A 14743-nucleotide genomic window follows, 5' to 3' on the forward strand; every position below is an offset into this window, starting at 1 on the left:
GAGGCTGCAAAAAGCGAGCAGACCGACACACCTACATCCGGCGCACCTTGCACGCGCGTTTCCACACAGCCTCGGCCCATTGCCGCCGGTGGAGCCTCGCCCCTGCCGCAAGACGACATTCACCGAAGCGGTCATTGGAACGTTGCGCAGCATTCCGAGAGGACGAGCGGCCGCGTTGCGGACGAGGACAAAGCGGCCATTCAGCGTAAGGGAGGGGATTGCTGTGATCGCGATGATCCTATGGGCGATCGTGCGGCTGAAGTCGCGGCGATAGCTCAAGGGGTAATCGATTGGTCCTCAGGGGCAATTTCGGCGAGGACGGCATAATCAAGCGCATGGGTGTTCTGGCGCAAGTGCCGCTCGAAGTCCTCAAGCGTGACATGGTTTTCTTCGCCTGTCCCACCAAAGAGGCTTTCTATGAAGATCGCAGCATACTCACCGCCTCGATCATAGGTGACGCCGTTGATCTCCAGAAATACCGCCATCCCCATCAGTGCCGTGCGCTTATTGCCGTCAAGATAGGCGTGGGCGGTCGTGAGGCCGTGCCATAGCACAGCTGCTGCGCGCAGCAAGTCCGTATCCGGCATGTAAGCGATATGGTTCTGAACCCGCCCAAGGGTCGCGTCCACACCCACGATCTTCTGATCGTTGAAACCAGCATTCCCACCATACAAGCGGATTTGCTCATCATGGATCTCATGGATGTCGTCATTTGTGAGGATTTGCAGTTCCTCGGGCAAGGTGAAGTATTTCATGCAAGCCGTTTAAAGCTCAAATCTAGTTGCTTGAGCATGCGCTTGCGCGACTCTTGAACGGAAAGGCGCTTTCCGGTGCTCTCAATGACCTGCTCCATCCGCTCCACGCGTGACACGGTAGAGCTTGTCGTTACAAACTTGCCGGATTTAGCATCCCTAAGAACCTTGGTGTTCACTTTGACCTGGCTGCCGGTCTGGAAGCCCATATTGTTCTTCTTGTGCATGGCGTGTCTCGTGGTTTGTGACCCTTGTTATACACTAACTCGGCGCGTTCTCAACCGTGGCGCGCTACCGCACGGTCCTTAAACTGTCCATTTCCAGCTATGCGCTACACGGTTGTATGATCCGCAAGAACAGTGTCAGGAAGTTCAGATCGCGCCATGCGCCTTCCCGGCATCGTATCCGCGCGCGTAGCCTTCGCGCCAGTCGTCCGCGTCGAGAGGTTCGCCGTTCACTTCGGCGGTGAAAGCCCTGCCCCATAAGCTTTGAAAGAATGCTCGGCGCCCATCACAGAGACCGGCCAGACGCCCCCGATCTTGCCCAGCACGTTCTGGGGCAGGGACTTCAGGTCATAATGGTCGCGGTCAAGGTGCGTCAGCGCTTCGACCAGCGAGTCATAGCGGTTGACCGCTGTGGCTCTGTGCCGCCTCGCGGCGGCGCAGAACGAACCTCTACCTTCGTCCGCTCCGAATGTCGGCTTCCACCTTTGCTGAGCGATCGGATCGTCTCTGCCGCGAACTTCCGCTTCCCGCCCTTCGCGCCACATGCTGCAGACCGCTAGAATGTCGCTGAAAGGCGCGAACGGGCGCGGCATCAGACCACCTACAGTGGCTTTGGCATCTGCCGACATAACATCATGCCGACCTGTTGCTGCAGGGCACAGCGCTCGCCCCAGCCATGGTCGCGAAGGTCGGGAAGCTGCCCGAACCTCGCGCACAGGCTGGAACGGCTATTCAGACGTCCCCGCCTCTGGCCCGAGCCCATTCTCCGGGCGCGGGCCAAGGTCCAATCTCAGCGCTTCGGCCAATTCTGATCGATATAGCGCTGCATTTCGGCGCGCATGAATTTGCCCGACTGATCGGCCTTGTCTTCCCAGGCAAAGACACAGGCGGTCATGATGCCGTCAAAGCCAATCTCGGCCAGCGTGCCGAAGAAATCGTCCCAGGGCACTTCACCCTGACCGATGTTCAGGTGCTGATGCACCCGCGCCTGCGTGCCCGGCGGGTTCAGGATATAACGCAGCCCCGAGCTGGCCTTGTGGTTGAACGTATCGCCGACATGCACATGCGCCAGCACATCCTTGGCCTCGCGCAGCATCGCCTTGGTGTCATCGCCGAAATAGAAGGTATGCGGCGCGCAATAGAGGAATTTCACATTCTTGGAATTCACCGTGCGGATGATGTCGAGCGCCGGTTGCAGCGTCTCGCACCAATCCTCGGGGGTGGGGTTCGACGTTCAACTGGATCCCCTCGCGCTCGAAAATCGGCACCAGCTCTTCCATCGAGCGCCACCAGGCATCCGCGTCTTGCCGGAAACGCAGGGCTCGCAAGGCGCCACCCATCCTGACAAGACCCCGCCCATCACAAATGCAGACCGACGCCCTCCGGTCACGGCGCCACGGCAACCGGCGCGGAGCAGCTTTGCCGCAACACCGCCGCTGTCGTCCTCCCGTTCAGCCCCTGCGATGCCAGAGGCGACCTCAACTCGCCGGCACAAAGGCCGCCCGAAACGGGCGGCCTTTCGGCGCGCGCGACGGGCAACGGCGGATCAGACGTCAACACCGGCGAATCTGTGCTGCGGTGTGGCAGGCAGGATCCCCCACCCGGTGAGAGGCGACAGATCCACCGCCTCCCGCGCCAGAAGATCCACGTGATACCCCGACACCAGCGCCACCACCGGCGGCCCCTCAGCACCGGTCTCGCCACTGGTCTCGGTCGGAAATACCTGCACCAGCGTGCAGGCCGTATCCGCCCAATAGGCGCTGAGCGGCAGTTCGGCTTCCACGGCATCTGCGAACTTCAGACGAAGGATCTGCATCATACGGTCCCCAATGCGGTCAGGGCGGCGTCGGAAACCAGCGCGGGATAGAGGAGGACAGATTTCAGCCGCAGCCGCGCCGGTATCTGACTGGCGAGGGAGCCACCGATCCGCAGGATCGTCGGCGGCACGAAGTCGACCGATGTGTCATCTGCCCCCACCGAGGCATTGAGCACATACCGGAACACATTCGGCCCCACGCGCATGGCCGCCGCGAATGGCGTGCCCGGCGTATAGGCGGTGAACGTCGAGGCTTGTGACACGCCGCCGGCGAAAGCCTGCGCCCCCAGACCAGAGCCCGTGCTGTTGAGCACGATGATCTGCCGGTTGTCATAGGCGCCGCTGTCGAAGTTCGCCACAATGCCCGAGACACCGGCGGTGCCAAACACCGTGCCCTTCACCGCAATGGTAAAGCCCGCCGCAAGCCCGAGGGGCGTCACATCGAGGCTGCAGATGTCAGCCGCCCGGGTGACGGTGGTGCCGGAGGTGGGGATATAGCTGGTGGCGGTGGTGCCGGTCTCCAGCTGCATCGCATAGGCGGTCATGGTCTCACCGACGGTTGCGCTGTTCGGGCCCATCCCCCAACTCAGCGTCACCGCCGCGGTCACCCGATAGGTCACCGACACCGAATACCGGCCTCCGCCCAAAGCGCGGTTGGTCACGCCGCTGACCGTGCCGCCGCTGACGGTGCCCGAAACCGCCAAAGCGCCGGGGGCGCCCGACACCTTGATGCTGGTGGCCGGGCTGGCCAGCGAGACCTGCAAAGCGATCTGCGCCGATGTCCCCGAGGCGTACCACGCGGTGACCGTGTAATCGGTGGCACCGGCATGGAGGACACCCGCGGCTTGCGCCCGGTCAGACGCGCTGCCGGTGCTGGCCACCAACAGGCCCGGAAACACACCAAATGCCGCGTCCGTCTTGTTGGTCAACGTCGCGGACTGGTTCGTCCAGTTGGCACTGCTCGCCGCTGATCTGGTGATCAGATTGGTCGCCGCCGCCTCGATCAACAGGGCCGCCGTTCCCTCGGACCAATCGATCCGCGCGGTATCGATTGCCGCAGTGGCGATCTGCCCGGCGGCATTGACATAGGTGCCCGTCGTGCTGCGTTGGCTGGTCAGGATCGAGGTCAGCGGCTTGAGCGTCGGATTATACCCCATCAGGCACTCCCATATGTCGCAACGGAAAAATCAAGGGCCAGAGCAGGCCGCAGCCCTCCGGCCTCATAGCGGATCGACCAGGCCCCCAAATCGCTGGCAAAGATCCGGCGCCCGGGGTCCAGCACCAAGGAAGGCGCCACCCCGCCCTGCAGGTAGCGGCCGGGTGACATCCGCGCGCCCCCGCCCGCAGTCAGGCCGAGACCCAGGCCCAGCATCAGACCCATCCCACGACGGTGGCGGTGGTGCCCGTCGCCTCGACACCAATGGCAGAAAACTGCAACAGGTCGCCCGCAACCACCGGATAGGTCAGCACCACCCCCGCGGCATCACGCAGCGCGACGGTGCCATCGGTCAACACCTTCAGCACCCGCGGGCGGTTCGGCAAAGCCACCCCATTGGCCGGCACGATGGCAAAATGAAACTGCGCAGGGGCCTCCAGCCCACGGGCGAATTTTGCATAGAGATCAGCCATGAGAGGCTCCTTTCAGATCATGAAACGACGAAGGCACAGACATCCTGCGTGACCGCCGGCAAAACCGGCGGCGCATCAACCCGCCGCCCAGAGTGGCAAAAGCGCGCAAGGATCGCCCTAAGGCAGCGACCGCCGGAAATGCGTGAGGAGCAACATCCCCAAAACGCCGCCGCCACGGCAGACGCGTCCCGGGCGCCCTCGGGGCCAAGCGTCACCCGTCTGACGCGCGTCAAACCCGGCGCCCCGGACCACAGCCGGGCATGCAATCCGCTCGACGTTGCGGAACGGCAGTCAGCGGGGCGCCTCCAATGCAGCGAATGGTTAAGGATAGATTGAATACCGCATTCACACGGCACTAGGGAAAATCGCAAAATTCCAATGTAGCAAGGGAATTTTGCGATTTTCATCCCCGAAATTAAGCGAAAATTTGTACCTGACAGGTAGAAGAACGCCATACCGTAATGAGGAGATGACGATGTTCCGCGCCTTTGCCCGCCACGCTGCACGCTCAGTTGACAGCAATTCGTCTCTCATCGCGGCATTGAATCGCGCGCAGGGGCTGATCTGGTTTGACCTCGATGGCAAAATTCTGGACGCCAACGAAAACTTTCTCTCGGTGGTCGGATATCGTCTCGAGGAAATTCAGGGACAGATGCACCGGATCTTCGTGACACCTGAATTCGCCAACAGCGCCGAATACAAACAGTTCTGGAATAAACTCTCCCGTGGAGAGGTCATTTCAGACACGTTTTCGCGCATTGGCAAGAATGGTAAAAAGGTGTGGATTGAAGCCTCTTATAATCCGGTCTTTGACGCCGAAGGCAAACCGGTCATGGTTGTCAAATTCGCGGTCGATGTGACGGCAGCCAAGGAAAAAGCCGCCGACGCCGCAGGCCAGCTGATGGCAATTTCGACAGCGCAGGCGGTGATCGAGTTTGATTTGCACGGCAAGATCCTGGCAGTCAACGATAATTTCTGCGCCACAATGGGATATTCCCCGACCGAATTGATCGGACAGCACCATAGCCTGTTCATGCCCAAAGATGTGATCGGCACCGCGGCCTATCGTGCATTCTGGGAAGAGCTGGGACAGGGCAAATATCAGGCTGGCGAATTCAGGCGCCTCAGCAAGACCGGTGCCATCCGCTGGCTTCAGGCGAATTACAGCCCCATTCTGGATACGGCGGGCAAGGTCTATAAAGTCGTGAAATATGCGGTCGACATTACCGCGGATAAAAACCGCGCCGCAGAGAATGCGGGGCAAATGGCGGCCATTTCAAAAGTGCAGGCTGTCATCGAATTTGACCTTGAGGGGAAAATCCTCACGGCGAATGAAAATTTCTGCACCACCATGGGTTATTCGCTCGACGAAATCCGCGGTCAGCGGCATGCGATTTTTGTGGATCAGAAAGTCGCCCTTTCGGATGAGTACCGCACCTTCTGGGAAAACCTGCGCAAAGGTGAGTTCCAATCCGGCGAGTTCAGGCGTCTGGGGAAGGACGGACGCGAAGTGTGGATCAGGGGCAGCTACAACCCGATCCTTGACAGCGAAGGACGCCCATTCAAGGTTGTGAAATACGCAACGGATTCCACCCCGCGTAAAACCGCCATTGACGTCATGCAGCTGGCCTTGTCCGAACTCGCCGACGGCAACCTGACGGCACAGATCACCACCGCATTGGCGAGCGAATTCGACAGCCTGCGGCAGAATTTCAACATGGCAAGCGACAAGCTGAATGCCGTGATGATGGGGGTGGTCGATCATGCCGCCACCATCCAGAACGAAACCTCGGAAATCAGTCAGGCCTCCGACAATCTGAGCCGCCGGACCGAACAACAGGCGGCAACGCTCGAAGAAACCGCCGCCGCGATTGATCAGCTGACCGCATCGGTCCGCTCGGCCTCGGAGCTGAGCGCTCTGGCCAGCAAGATGGTTGCCGACGCCAAGCAAAGCGCCGAAAAAAGCGGCGTTGTGGTGCGCGATGCGGTGAAGGCGATGGATGAGATCGCCGACAGCTCGACCAAGATCTCCAAGATCACCAGCGTCATCGACGAAATTGCCTTCCAGACCAACCTTCTGGCGCTGAACGCGGGCGTTGAGGCGGCGCGGGCAGGCGAAGCGGGGCGCGGGTTTGCGGTGGTTGCTTCGGAGGTGCGGGCGCTGGCACAGCGGTCGTCCGACGCTGCGCGCGAGATTGCAGCGCTGATTTCGGCCTCCTCCAGTCAGGTGTCGCGCGGGGTCGGTCTCGTGGGTCAGGCCGGGCGGGCGCTGCAAGAGATCGACGCGGCGGTTTCGGAAATCCATCTGCGAGTCACCGAAATCGCAACATCCTCGCAGGAACAGGCATCCGGCCTTGCCGAGATCAACCTCGCGGTCAACCAGCTCGATCAGGTCACGCAACAAAACGCGGCCATGTTTGAGGAAACCAATGCCGCGACCGGCAACCTGACGCGCGAGGCGGTCGAGCTGGCGCAAAGCACGGCAGTGTTCACGACCGGGCTGTCAGGCAGCGGCGCCGTCGGGTATCCCGGAGTGGCAAACCGCGCCCCCAGAGCACGGCTGCGCGCTGCAGGCTGACCCGCTCCGGCGGGCGGGATTGCCACCGGCCCTCCCACCCGCCACAAACCCTCCCCCGCATGCCGTGCCCCGGCGCGGCCCTCTTCAACGCACCGCGCAGGCTCAGTACAGGGCCGCACGGTGCTTTGCCATGCCCCGCCCACGGCCCTTCGCGACAGGGCTCTGCGCCCTGCCCGCCCCGCGATGTCCCGCCGCCCCGCCACAGCGGCAGGGCGTGCGCCCTGCGCCACCCTCTCTGCCGCATCCGCCCCCATGCCGCCACAGGCCATCCGCACCAACATGATGGCCACAAAATCGGCCCGAAAAGGGCATATCTTTGGCCCGGAACAGGTGAAATACGCAGGATGCGGCACGGTCACAGGCTGGCACCGGGCGAATGAACGACAGGGGGCGACAATGTGCTTTTCGTTTGACCCTGCAAGTTGGTTCGGTTTCATAGCCTCATGCTGCGGCGCGACAACATCAGAAGACGGGATCAGGTGACACATGAAAATCGCAGTGGTTGGCCTTGGCTACGTGGGCCTGTCGAACGCCATATTGATCGCGCAGCACCATGAGGTTGTGGCGCTCGAGGTGAACGCCGCGCGGGCGGAGATGGTGAATGCCGGACGCTCGTCCATCGGCGACGCGGAATGCGAGGAGTACCTCGCGCGCGGCACGCTCAACCTGCGCGCGGTCACCGATCCGGCCGAAGCCTATGCCGGGGCGGCCTTCGTCATCATCGCCACGCCAACGAATTACGACGTCACCACAAACCGCTTTGACACCTCCAGCGTCGAGGCGGTGATCGCCGATGTCGCCCGGCTGAACCCCCGGGCCGTCGCGGTGGTCAAATCGACGATCCCGGTCGGTTTCATCACCCGCATGCGCGAAGAGGGCTTTGAGAATGTCATCTTCAGCCCGGAATTTCTGCGCGAAGGCAAGGCCTTGCACGACAACCTCTACCCTTCCCGCATCGTGGTGGGCGAGCAGAGCCCGCGCGCCAAGGCCTTCGCGGGCCTGTTGATCGAGGGGGCGATCCGCAAGGATATGCCGGTGCTTTACACCGATCCGACCGAGGCCGAGGCGGTGAAGCTCTTTGCCAATACCTATCTCGCGATGCGGGTGGCCTTCTTCAACGAACTCGACACCTACGCACAGGTGCATGGCCTCTCGACGCGGCAGATCATCGACGGCATCAGCCTCGATCCGCGCATCGGCGGGCATTACAACAACCCCTCCTTCGGCTATGGCGGCTATTGCCTGCCAAAAGACACCAAACAGCTCTTGGCGAACTACGACCGCGTGCCGCAGCACATCATGCGCGCCATCGTCGACAGCAACTCGACACGGAAAGATTTCATTGCCGATCAGGTGATTGCCCGCAATCCCAAGGTGGTGGGCATCTACCGGCTGACGATGAAGGCGGGGTCGGACAATTTCCGCGACAGCTCGATCCAGGGCGTGATGAAGCGGATCAAGGCCAAGGGCATCGAGGTGATCGTGTTCGAGCCGACGCTGGACGCGCCCGATTTCTTCCGCAGCCGGGTGGTGACGGATCTCGAGGCTTTCAAAGCCGAGGCCGATGTCATCCTCGCCAACCGCGCCGATGCCGATCTGGCGGATGTCGCAGACAAGATTTTTACCCGCGATCTGTTCGGAGTTGATTGATGGCCGAGGCCCGCACTGCATTTGTCACCGGCTCGTCCGGGTTCATCGGCTTTCACCTGATCCGCCGCCTGCTGGCCGACGGGTTCCGGGTGATCGGCCTTGACAGCCACAATGATTATTACGACGTGACACTCAAGGAACGGCGCGAGCAGATGCTCTTGCAAAATCCGGGCTTTACCGCGATCCGCGGCAAGGTCGAGGAGCCGGGCCTGCTGATGGATCTCTTCGCGCGGGAAAAGCCGGATCTGGTCGTGCATCTGGCGGCCCAGGCCGGGGTGCGCTACTCCATCGACAATCCGCGCGCCTATGTCGAGGCGAACCTTCTGGGCGCCTATGAGCTCCTCGAAGCCGCCCGCGCGCATCCCCCTGCGCATATGCTGATGGCCTCCACCTCTTCGGCTTACGGTGCGAATACGGTGATGCCCTATGTCGAGACGGCCAAGGCCGACAGCCAGATGTCCTTCTATGCGGCCACGAAAAAGGCCAATGAAAGCATGGCCCACAGCTATGCGCATCTCTACGGCCTGCCGATCACCATGTTCCGGTTTTTCACCGTCTATGGTCCCTGGGGCCGCCCGGACATGGCGCTGTTCAAATTCACCAAGGCGATCCTGAACGGCCAACCGATTGACGTGTACAACCACGGCGACATGAGCCGCGATTTCACCTTTGTCACCGATCTGGTGCAAGGGATCCGGCTTTTGCTCGATGCTGCCCCGGTGCGGCCTGCGGATGGGGTGGTGCCCGAGGGCGACAGCCTCTCGCCCGTGGCGCCGTTCCGGGTGGTGAACATCGGCAATGGCAGCCCGGTGCAGCTGATGGACTACATCCGCGCGATCGAAGCCGCGACAGGGCGGACGGCAATCTGCAACATGATGCCGATGCAGCCCGGCGATGTGCCCGCCACCTGGGCCGACACCACGCTCTTGTCAAAACTCACCGGCTACACCCCGACCACCGGCGTCACCGAAGGGGTGAAAGCCTTTGTCGACTGGTACCGCGACTACTTCCGGCACTAGCTCCCCTTCGGTTTCACAAACGGCAGCACCCCGGAAGCGCCGTCGACCCCCTCCGAAAGCGCCCGCCAGAACGCAACAACCGCCAACCCTGTCAGGGCTGGCGGTTGTTGGCCGTTCACGCGGGGGAAACCTGCCCCCTGCCGTCAGAAGTCCAGCGTATAGCCGAGGTTCAGACCATAGCTGTCATAATCCGCCGCCCCCAGCCCATCGACATAGGCCGCCGCGCTGAAGGTGCCGTTGGCTTTGCTGGCATAGGTGACGCCGAGTTTCACCCGCGCGCGCCAGCCCTCATAGCCGGGGACAACGCTGCTGGCGACGCCGGTACCGCCAGTACCGCTGGTGCTGGACCCGATGCCCGAGACCCCGGCCACCAAATCCATCTCTCCACCGTCAAAGGACAGATGCTCGGCCAGATCCACGCCCAGCGCAATCTGGCGCAAGGTGATGGTTTGCCCGGGGATGGTGCTTCCCAGCGCATCAATATAGGCCGATTGCGCATCTCTGGTGTAGGCCAGCTTCAGATAGGGGCTGAGCTGCAGGCCGCGCAGATCATACGCGCCCGTCACCTTGACCTGGCCCAGCACCCGCTTGGTGTCGAAGCCATCCTCATAGGTGCCGAACGGCGACACCCTGTTCTGCGAGCGGCCATAGAGCAGGCTGCCCTCAAAGGTGATCGGATGCTCGGCCAGCCGCGCGACGAAATAGGGGCCCGCCAGCCAGCCGCTGCCTTTCACCCGGCGCGCGCCATCGTCTTGCGACTGATGGTCGAATTGCAGCATCGCCCCCAGCAGCATGGTCTCGCGCAGCTGGACATGCCCCCCGATGGCCCCGAACATGTAAAGGCTGTCGGCCGTGTCATCCTTGGTCTTCGCGCCCTTGAGCTGGAACCAGGCATTGTCAAAGCCGACCGCCCCCAGACCCGCGCCGAACTCAAAGGTGCCATAGCCCCGGGTGACCGCCGCATTGGCATGCCCTCTGGCGGCGCCGTTCAGCAGGGCCGAGAGTTCGGGCTGGTTGCTGACCAGTTGATTGGCCCGCGTGAACATGAAATCGGCAATGGTTTCCTGGGTTTCCGCCACGGTGGTATCGGCCAGAACCAGCAGGTTTGACGCCGTGGTCAGATTGCCCGCCGCATCCTGCGCAGCCCCTGCCGGGACCGAGATCCTGATGTCACCGCCGCCCGACGCGGTCAATGATGCCGTGTAGCTTGCACCGCTGCCGGTCAGTCCGGTCACCGAGGCGTGGGTGGCAACAATATCCCCTGCACCAAAGCCGGTCACCGCTTCGGTAAAGGTGATGCTGACGGTGAAGTTGCCGTTCGGCGTCACAGCTTCGGGGCCGCCGCTGATCACCACATCAGGGGCCAGCGTGTCCACCACGGCCACCGTTGCGCCCGAGGTATTGCCGTTGCTGTCGGTCGAGGTGACAGTGACGGTCCCGTTCGGCTGCGGTGCCGCCGAGGTCACCGAGAAGGTGCCGGACTGCACGATGTTGCGGGCCACCCGCTGCGGTTTTTGCGTAATCCCGCCCGTGGCATGGGTGGTGACAACCGACAGGTCCGGGAAGGTGACGGTGACCAGGGCACCCGGCTCGGTTGTGCCGCTGACGGTCAGGGTCTGATCAAGGTTCACCACGACGGTGGCGACCGTGGGCGCGGGCGGCGGGCTCACATCCTGCACGGTGACGGTAAAGCTGACCTGCACCGCCGCATTGCCGGCCGTATCGGTCGCATCCATCGTGACCGTGGTCTCGCCGACCGGGAAGTCATAAGCACCGGTCAGAATGACGGACCCCACGCGGTAGGTGATGGTCAGGCCCGTGTCGAGGTTGTCACTCACCGACCCGAGGCTGGTGACATCAACCGTTGCATAGCCCGCACCGTCATCGGTATTGGCCGTCTGATTGGCCGGCGCGGTCAGAACCGGCGCCACCCCATCGGTCGCGGTGTCACTGATGGTGACGGTAAAGCTCACCTGCACCGCAGCATTCCCTGCCGTATCGGTGGCCTGCATCGTCACGGTGGTGGCGCCCAGCGGGAAATCATAGGCGCCGTTCAGAACCGTCGCGCCGACCCTGTAGGTGATTGCCAACCCGGTATCGACATTGTCGCTCACGGAACCAAGGCTGGTGACATCGACCGAAGCCGTGCTGAGACCATCATCGGTGGCGGCCGTCTGATTGGCAGGCGCGGTGAGCACCGGCGCTTCCGCATCGCTGACGGTGACAGTAAAGCTCACCTGTGCCGCCGCGTTGCTCAGTGTATCGGTGGCATCCATCGTCACCGTGGTCACGCCCAGCGGAAAATCATAGGCGCCGGTCAATACGGTGGAGCCCACACGGTAAGTGATCGCCAGCCCGCTATCGACGTTGTCGCTGACCGAGCCAAGGCTGGTTACATCCAGCGCGGCGGTGCTGACACCGGGGTCCGTATTGGCCGTCTGATCCGCGGGGGCGGTCAGCACCGGCATTCCGGCATCGCTGACAGTGACGGTAAAGGTCACCTGCGTCGCCGCGTTCAGAGCGGTGTCGGTGGCATCCATCGTCACCGTGGTCACACCCAACGGGAAGTCATAGGCGCCGGTCAAAACGGTGGAGCCCACACGATAGGTGATCGCCAACCCGCTATCGACGTTGTCGCTGACCGAGCCGAGGCTGGTCACATCCAGCGAAGCGGTGTTAACCCCCGCATCGGTGCTGACACTCTGCGCCGAGGGGGCGGTGAGCACCGGCACCTCCGCATCGCTCACCGTCACGGTGAAACTCACCTGCGTCGCGGCATTCAGCGCCGTATCGGTGGCGTCCATCGTCACGGTGGTCACGCCCAGCGGAAAGTCATAGGCGCCGCTCAGAACGGTGGAGCCGACCTTGTAGGTGATCGCCAACCCGCTATCGACATTGTCGCTGACCGAGCCGAGGCTCGTCACGTCCAGCGCGGCGGTGCTGACACCAGGGTCCGTATTGGCCGTCTGATTGGCGGGGGCGGTCAGCACCGGTATTCCGGCGTCGCTGACAGTGACGGTAAAGCTGACCTGAGTCGCCGCGTTCAGGGCGGTATCGGTGGTGTCCATCGTCACTGTGGTCACGCCCAGCGGGAAGTCATAGGCGCCGCTCAACACGGTGGAGCCGACCTTGTAGGTGATCGCCAACCCGCTATCGACATTGTCGCTGACCGAACCGAGGCTGGTCACATCCAGCGAGGCGGTGCTGACCCCGGCATCGGTGCTGACACTCTGCGCCGACGGCGCCGTCAGAACCGGCACCTCGGCATCGCTCACCGTCACGGTAAAGCTCACCTGAGTCGCCGCGTTCAGAGCGGTGTCGGTGGCGTCCATGGTCACCGTGGTCACGCCCAGCGGAAAGTCATAGGCCCCGCTCAGAACAGTGGAGCCGACCTTGTAGGTGATCGCCAACCCGCTATCGACATTGTCGCTGACCGAACCGAGGCTGGTCACATCGAGCGAAGCGGTGTTAACCCCCGCATCGGTGCTGACACTCTGCGCCGACGGCGCCGTCAGAACCGGCACCTCCGCATCGCTCACCGTCACGGTAAAACTCGCCTGCGTTGCCGCGTTCAGAGCGGTGTCGGTGGCATCCATCGTCACCGTGGTCACACCCAACGGGAAGTCATAGGCACCGCTCAACACGGTTGAGCCCACACGGTAGGTGATCGCCAACCCGCCATCGACGTTGTCGCTGACCGAGCCGAGGCTGGTCACGTTAACCGAAGCGGTGCTCACCCCCGGATCCGTGTTCGCCACCTGCGCCGACGGCGCGGTCAGCACCGGCCGTTCGGCATCGCTCACCGTCACGGTGAAGCTCGCCTGAGTCGCGGCATTCAGCGCCGTATCCGTGGCATCCATCGTCACCGTGGTCACACCCAGCGGGAAATCATAAGCCCCGCTCAGAACGGTGGAGCCCACCTTATAGGTGATGGCCAGCCCGCTATCGACGTTATCGCTGACCGAACCGAGGCTGGTCACATTGAGCGCGGCGGTGTTAACCCCCGCATCGGTGCTGACACTCTGCGCCGACGGCGCGGTGAGCACCGGAGGCTGAGTGTCAGCTGCGGGCGAAAAGGAATGTCCGTCCAGGGAAAATTCGTGGTTGCCCGCGGCCAGTCTGCTCGTTGCCGTCGTCAGCGTGAACGAAAACCCCATATAGGTGTCACTGACAAAGGAAACCTGTGCTCCGGTTTGAGAGAGGTTGGAAATATTGCTCTCGCTTGTCCCAAGGCAAAGGGCAAGTTGACTGACGGAGAAGGCCGGATACGAGTTGTCTGCCAACCCGAATTCATAATAACTTCCGCCGGCGATATACGGGCTTCCCCCGCCCATAGAATACACGATTGCCAGTTCATCATTGGGGTCATATTGCCAATAAAAAGCGCAGCTCGAACCCGCCACGAAGCTCCCGTTCGTGGGTGTCGGCGACGAAAACCCGAACCCCATCGTGGGCACGAAAGCGGCCGAGGCCAAACATAACATCTGCAATACTGAACGCGTTCGCACGATAAGGTCCTTGTGAAACGGGGGGTGACATTCCTTTCGATCAGTAGCGGGAGGGTGGTTGATTATGTGTGAAAGACCGCCAGGGTCCGGTTGATTTTGGCAGGGCATTCAGAGGGGCAGCAGGCGGCAAGACCGCGCCGTGCAAATGGCATTCGGGGTCACCTGTCCGGGCCAATGTCTGCGGCCAAAAAGCGCCAGGAACCCCTGCGCGACGGTGACGGCGCAAGACCCATAAGGCGACGCCTTGGTGCGCCTATGGCCGATGGTGCAGCACAGAGGCCGGACCCAAGCCGGGGAACAGTCGGGGCGAAGGAAGCAGCGGCGGAAAAGCCGGCAAACCAGCGCCATCCGCGGCGGCCCATCCATGCGGCATATGTCAGATGGAAGGCACCGCTGTGGGATCAGCCGTGGGGCTGAGCAACATCGCACCAAAAATCTATAGGAAAATCAAGGACTACCCGACAGATATGGTGCCCCCAGAGAGACTCGAACTCCCGACCTCCGGTTTACAAAACCATTGCTCTACCAACTGAGCTATAGGGGCAACGCCCTTCAAATAACCCCGCC

The 14743-nt window shown here is 62.3% G+C and carries 12 protein-coding genes and 1 tRNA gene; 3 read left to right on the forward strand and 10 right to left on the reverse strand.

Annotated features, from left to right (window positions below):
- Window positions 1-275: 275 nt before the first annotated feature.
- From ACEN2S_RS11040 to ACEN2S_RS11075, 8 genes are all read right to left on the reverse strand, one after another.
- On the reverse strand, window positions 276-755 hold the full coding sequence (locus tag ACEN2S_RS11040) for a type II toxin-antitoxin system death-on-curing family toxin (RefSeq protein ID WP_441866160.1): 480 nt from the start codon (window positions 753-755) through the stop codon (window positions 276-278).
- Window positions 752-979 (reverse strand): hypothetical protein, encoded by a 228-nt coding sequence (locus ACEN2S_RS11045; protein ID WP_441866162.1) that lies wholly within the window; start codon window positions 977-979, stop codon window positions 752-754. The genes ACEN2S_RS11040 and ACEN2S_RS11045 overlap by 4 nt, the downstream gene beginning before the upstream one ends.
- Window positions 980-1206: 227 nt before the next feature.
- A complete protein-coding gene (locus tag ACEN2S_RS11050; RefSeq protein WP_441866164.1) occupies window positions 1207-1569 on the reverse strand; it encodes a hypothetical protein in 363 nt (120 codons plus the stop codon).
- 197 nt (window positions 1570-1766) lie between these two features.
- Window positions 1767-2144, reverse strand: coding sequence for a TIM barrel protein (locus tag ACEN2S_RS11055; protein ID WP_441866166.1), 378 nt, complete (start codon window positions 2142-2144; stop codon window positions 1767-1769).
- Window positions 2145-2522: 378 nt separating this feature from the next.
- Window positions 2523-2792, reverse strand: a complete 270-nt coding sequence (locus tag ACEN2S_RS11060; protein ID WP_441866168.1) for a hypothetical protein — start codon at window positions 2790-2792, stop codon at window positions 2523-2525.
- Window positions 2792-3949, reverse strand: coding sequence for a phage head spike fiber domain-containing protein (locus ACEN2S_RS11065; protein ID WP_441866170.1), 1158 nt, complete (start codon window positions 3947-3949; stop codon window positions 2792-2794). Before ACEN2S_RS11065 ends, ACEN2S_RS11060 begins: the two co-directional genes overlap by 1 nt.
- Complete coding sequence (locus ACEN2S_RS11070) at window positions 3949-4164, reverse strand: hypothetical protein (RefSeq protein WP_441866172.1); 216 nt, start codon at window positions 4162-4164, stop codon at window positions 3949-3951. Before ACEN2S_RS11070 ends, ACEN2S_RS11065 begins: the two co-directional genes overlap by 1 nt.
- Entirely contained in the window at window positions 4164-4421 is a 258-nt protein-coding gene (locus ACEN2S_RS11075) for a spike base protein, RCAP_Rcc01079 family (protein ID WP_441866174.1), read from the reverse strand. The genes ACEN2S_RS11070 and ACEN2S_RS11075 overlap by 1 nt, the downstream gene beginning before the upstream one ends.
- A gap of 475 nt (window positions 4422-4896) precedes the next feature.
- On the opposite strand from ACEN2S_RS11075, the gene ACEN2S_RS11080 reads away from it, so the two are divergent.
- The 3 genes from ACEN2S_RS11080 (at window position 4897) to ACEN2S_RS11090 (ending at window position 9668) form a co-directional block, all read left to right on the forward strand.
- Window positions 4897-6999 carry a methyl-accepting chemotaxis protein gene (locus ACEN2S_RS11080; protein ID WP_441866176.1) on the forward strand — a complete coding sequence of 701 codons (2103 nt, stop codon included), beginning with the start codon at window positions 4897-4899 and terminating at the stop codon, window positions 6997-6999.
- A gap of 486 nt (window positions 7000-7485) precedes the next feature.
- Window positions 7486-8649, forward strand: a complete 1164-nt coding sequence (locus ACEN2S_RS11085; protein ID WP_441866178.1) for a nucleotide sugar dehydrogenase — start codon at window positions 7486-7488, stop codon at window positions 8647-8649.
- Complete coding sequence (locus tag ACEN2S_RS11090; RefSeq protein ID WP_441866180.1) at window positions 8649-9668, forward strand: NAD-dependent epimerase/dehydratase family protein; 1020 nt, start codon at window positions 8649-8651, stop codon at window positions 9666-9668. Before ACEN2S_RS11085 ends, ACEN2S_RS11090 begins: the two co-directional genes overlap by 1 nt.
- A 143-nt stretch (window positions 9669-9811) precedes the next feature.
- On the opposite strand, the gene ACEN2S_RS11095 is transcribed toward ACEN2S_RS11090, so the two are convergent.
- Complete coding sequence (locus tag ACEN2S_RS11095) at window positions 9812-13825, reverse strand: HYR domain-containing protein (protein WP_441866182.1); 4014 nt, start codon at window positions 13823-13825, stop codon at window positions 9812-9814.
- A gap of 819 nt (window positions 13826-14644) precedes the next feature.
- Window positions 14645-14720, reverse strand: a tRNA-Thr gene (locus ACEN2S_RS11100).
- Between the last annotated feature and the right edge of the window lie 23 nt (window positions 14721-14743).

Origin of the sequence: Phaeovulum sp. W22_SRMD_FR3, assembly GCF_052113705.1 — a bacterium.
Taxonomy (GTDB): domain Bacteria; phylum Pseudomonadota; class Alphaproteobacteria; order Rhodobacterales; family Rhodobacteraceae; genus JBGQOG01.

Coding starts and splice junctions, on each gene's coding strand:
- ACEN2S_RS11085 (WP_441866178.1), top strand. CDS start 7,486: ATGAAAATCGCAGTGGTTGGCCTTGGCTACGTGGGCCTGTCGAACGCC.
- ACEN2S_RS11045 (WP_441866162.1), bottom strand. CDS start 979: ATGCACAAGAAGAACAATATGGGCTTCCAGACCGGCAGCCAGGTCAAA.
- ACEN2S_RS11050 (WP_441866164.1), bottom strand. CDS start 1,569: ATGCCGCGCCCGTTCGCGCCTTTCAGCGACATTCTAGCGGTCTGCAGC.
- ACEN2S_RS11080 (WP_441866176.1), top strand. CDS start 4,897: ATGTTCCGCGCCTTTGCCCGCCACGCTGCACGCTCAGTTGACAGCAAT.
- ACEN2S_RS11075 (WP_441866174.1), bottom strand. CDS start 4,421: ATGGCTGATCTCTATGCAAAATTCGCCCGTGGGCTGGAGGCCCCTGCG.
- ACEN2S_RS11095 (WP_441866182.1), bottom strand. CDS start 13,825: ATGGGGTTTTCGTTCACGCTGACGACGGCAACGAGCAGACTGGCCGCG.
- ACEN2S_RS11040 (WP_441866160.1), bottom strand. CDS start 755: ATGAAATACTTCACCTTGCCCGAGGAACTGCAAATCCTCACAAATGAC.
- ACEN2S_RS11070 (WP_441866172.1), bottom strand. CDS start 4,164: ATGCTGGGCCTGGGTCTCGGCCTGACTGCGGGCGGGGGCGCGCGGATG.
- ACEN2S_RS11090 (WP_441866180.1), top strand. CDS start 8,649: ATGGCCGAGGCCCGCACTGCATTTGTCACCGGCTCGTCCGGGTTCATC.
- ACEN2S_RS11065 (WP_441866170.1), bottom strand. CDS start 3,949: ATGGGGTATAATCCGACGCTCAAGCCGCTGACCTCGATCCTGACCAGC.
- ACEN2S_RS11060 (WP_441866168.1), bottom strand. CDS start 2,792: ATGCAGATCCTTCGTCTGAAGTTCGCAGATGCCGTGGAAGCCGAACTG.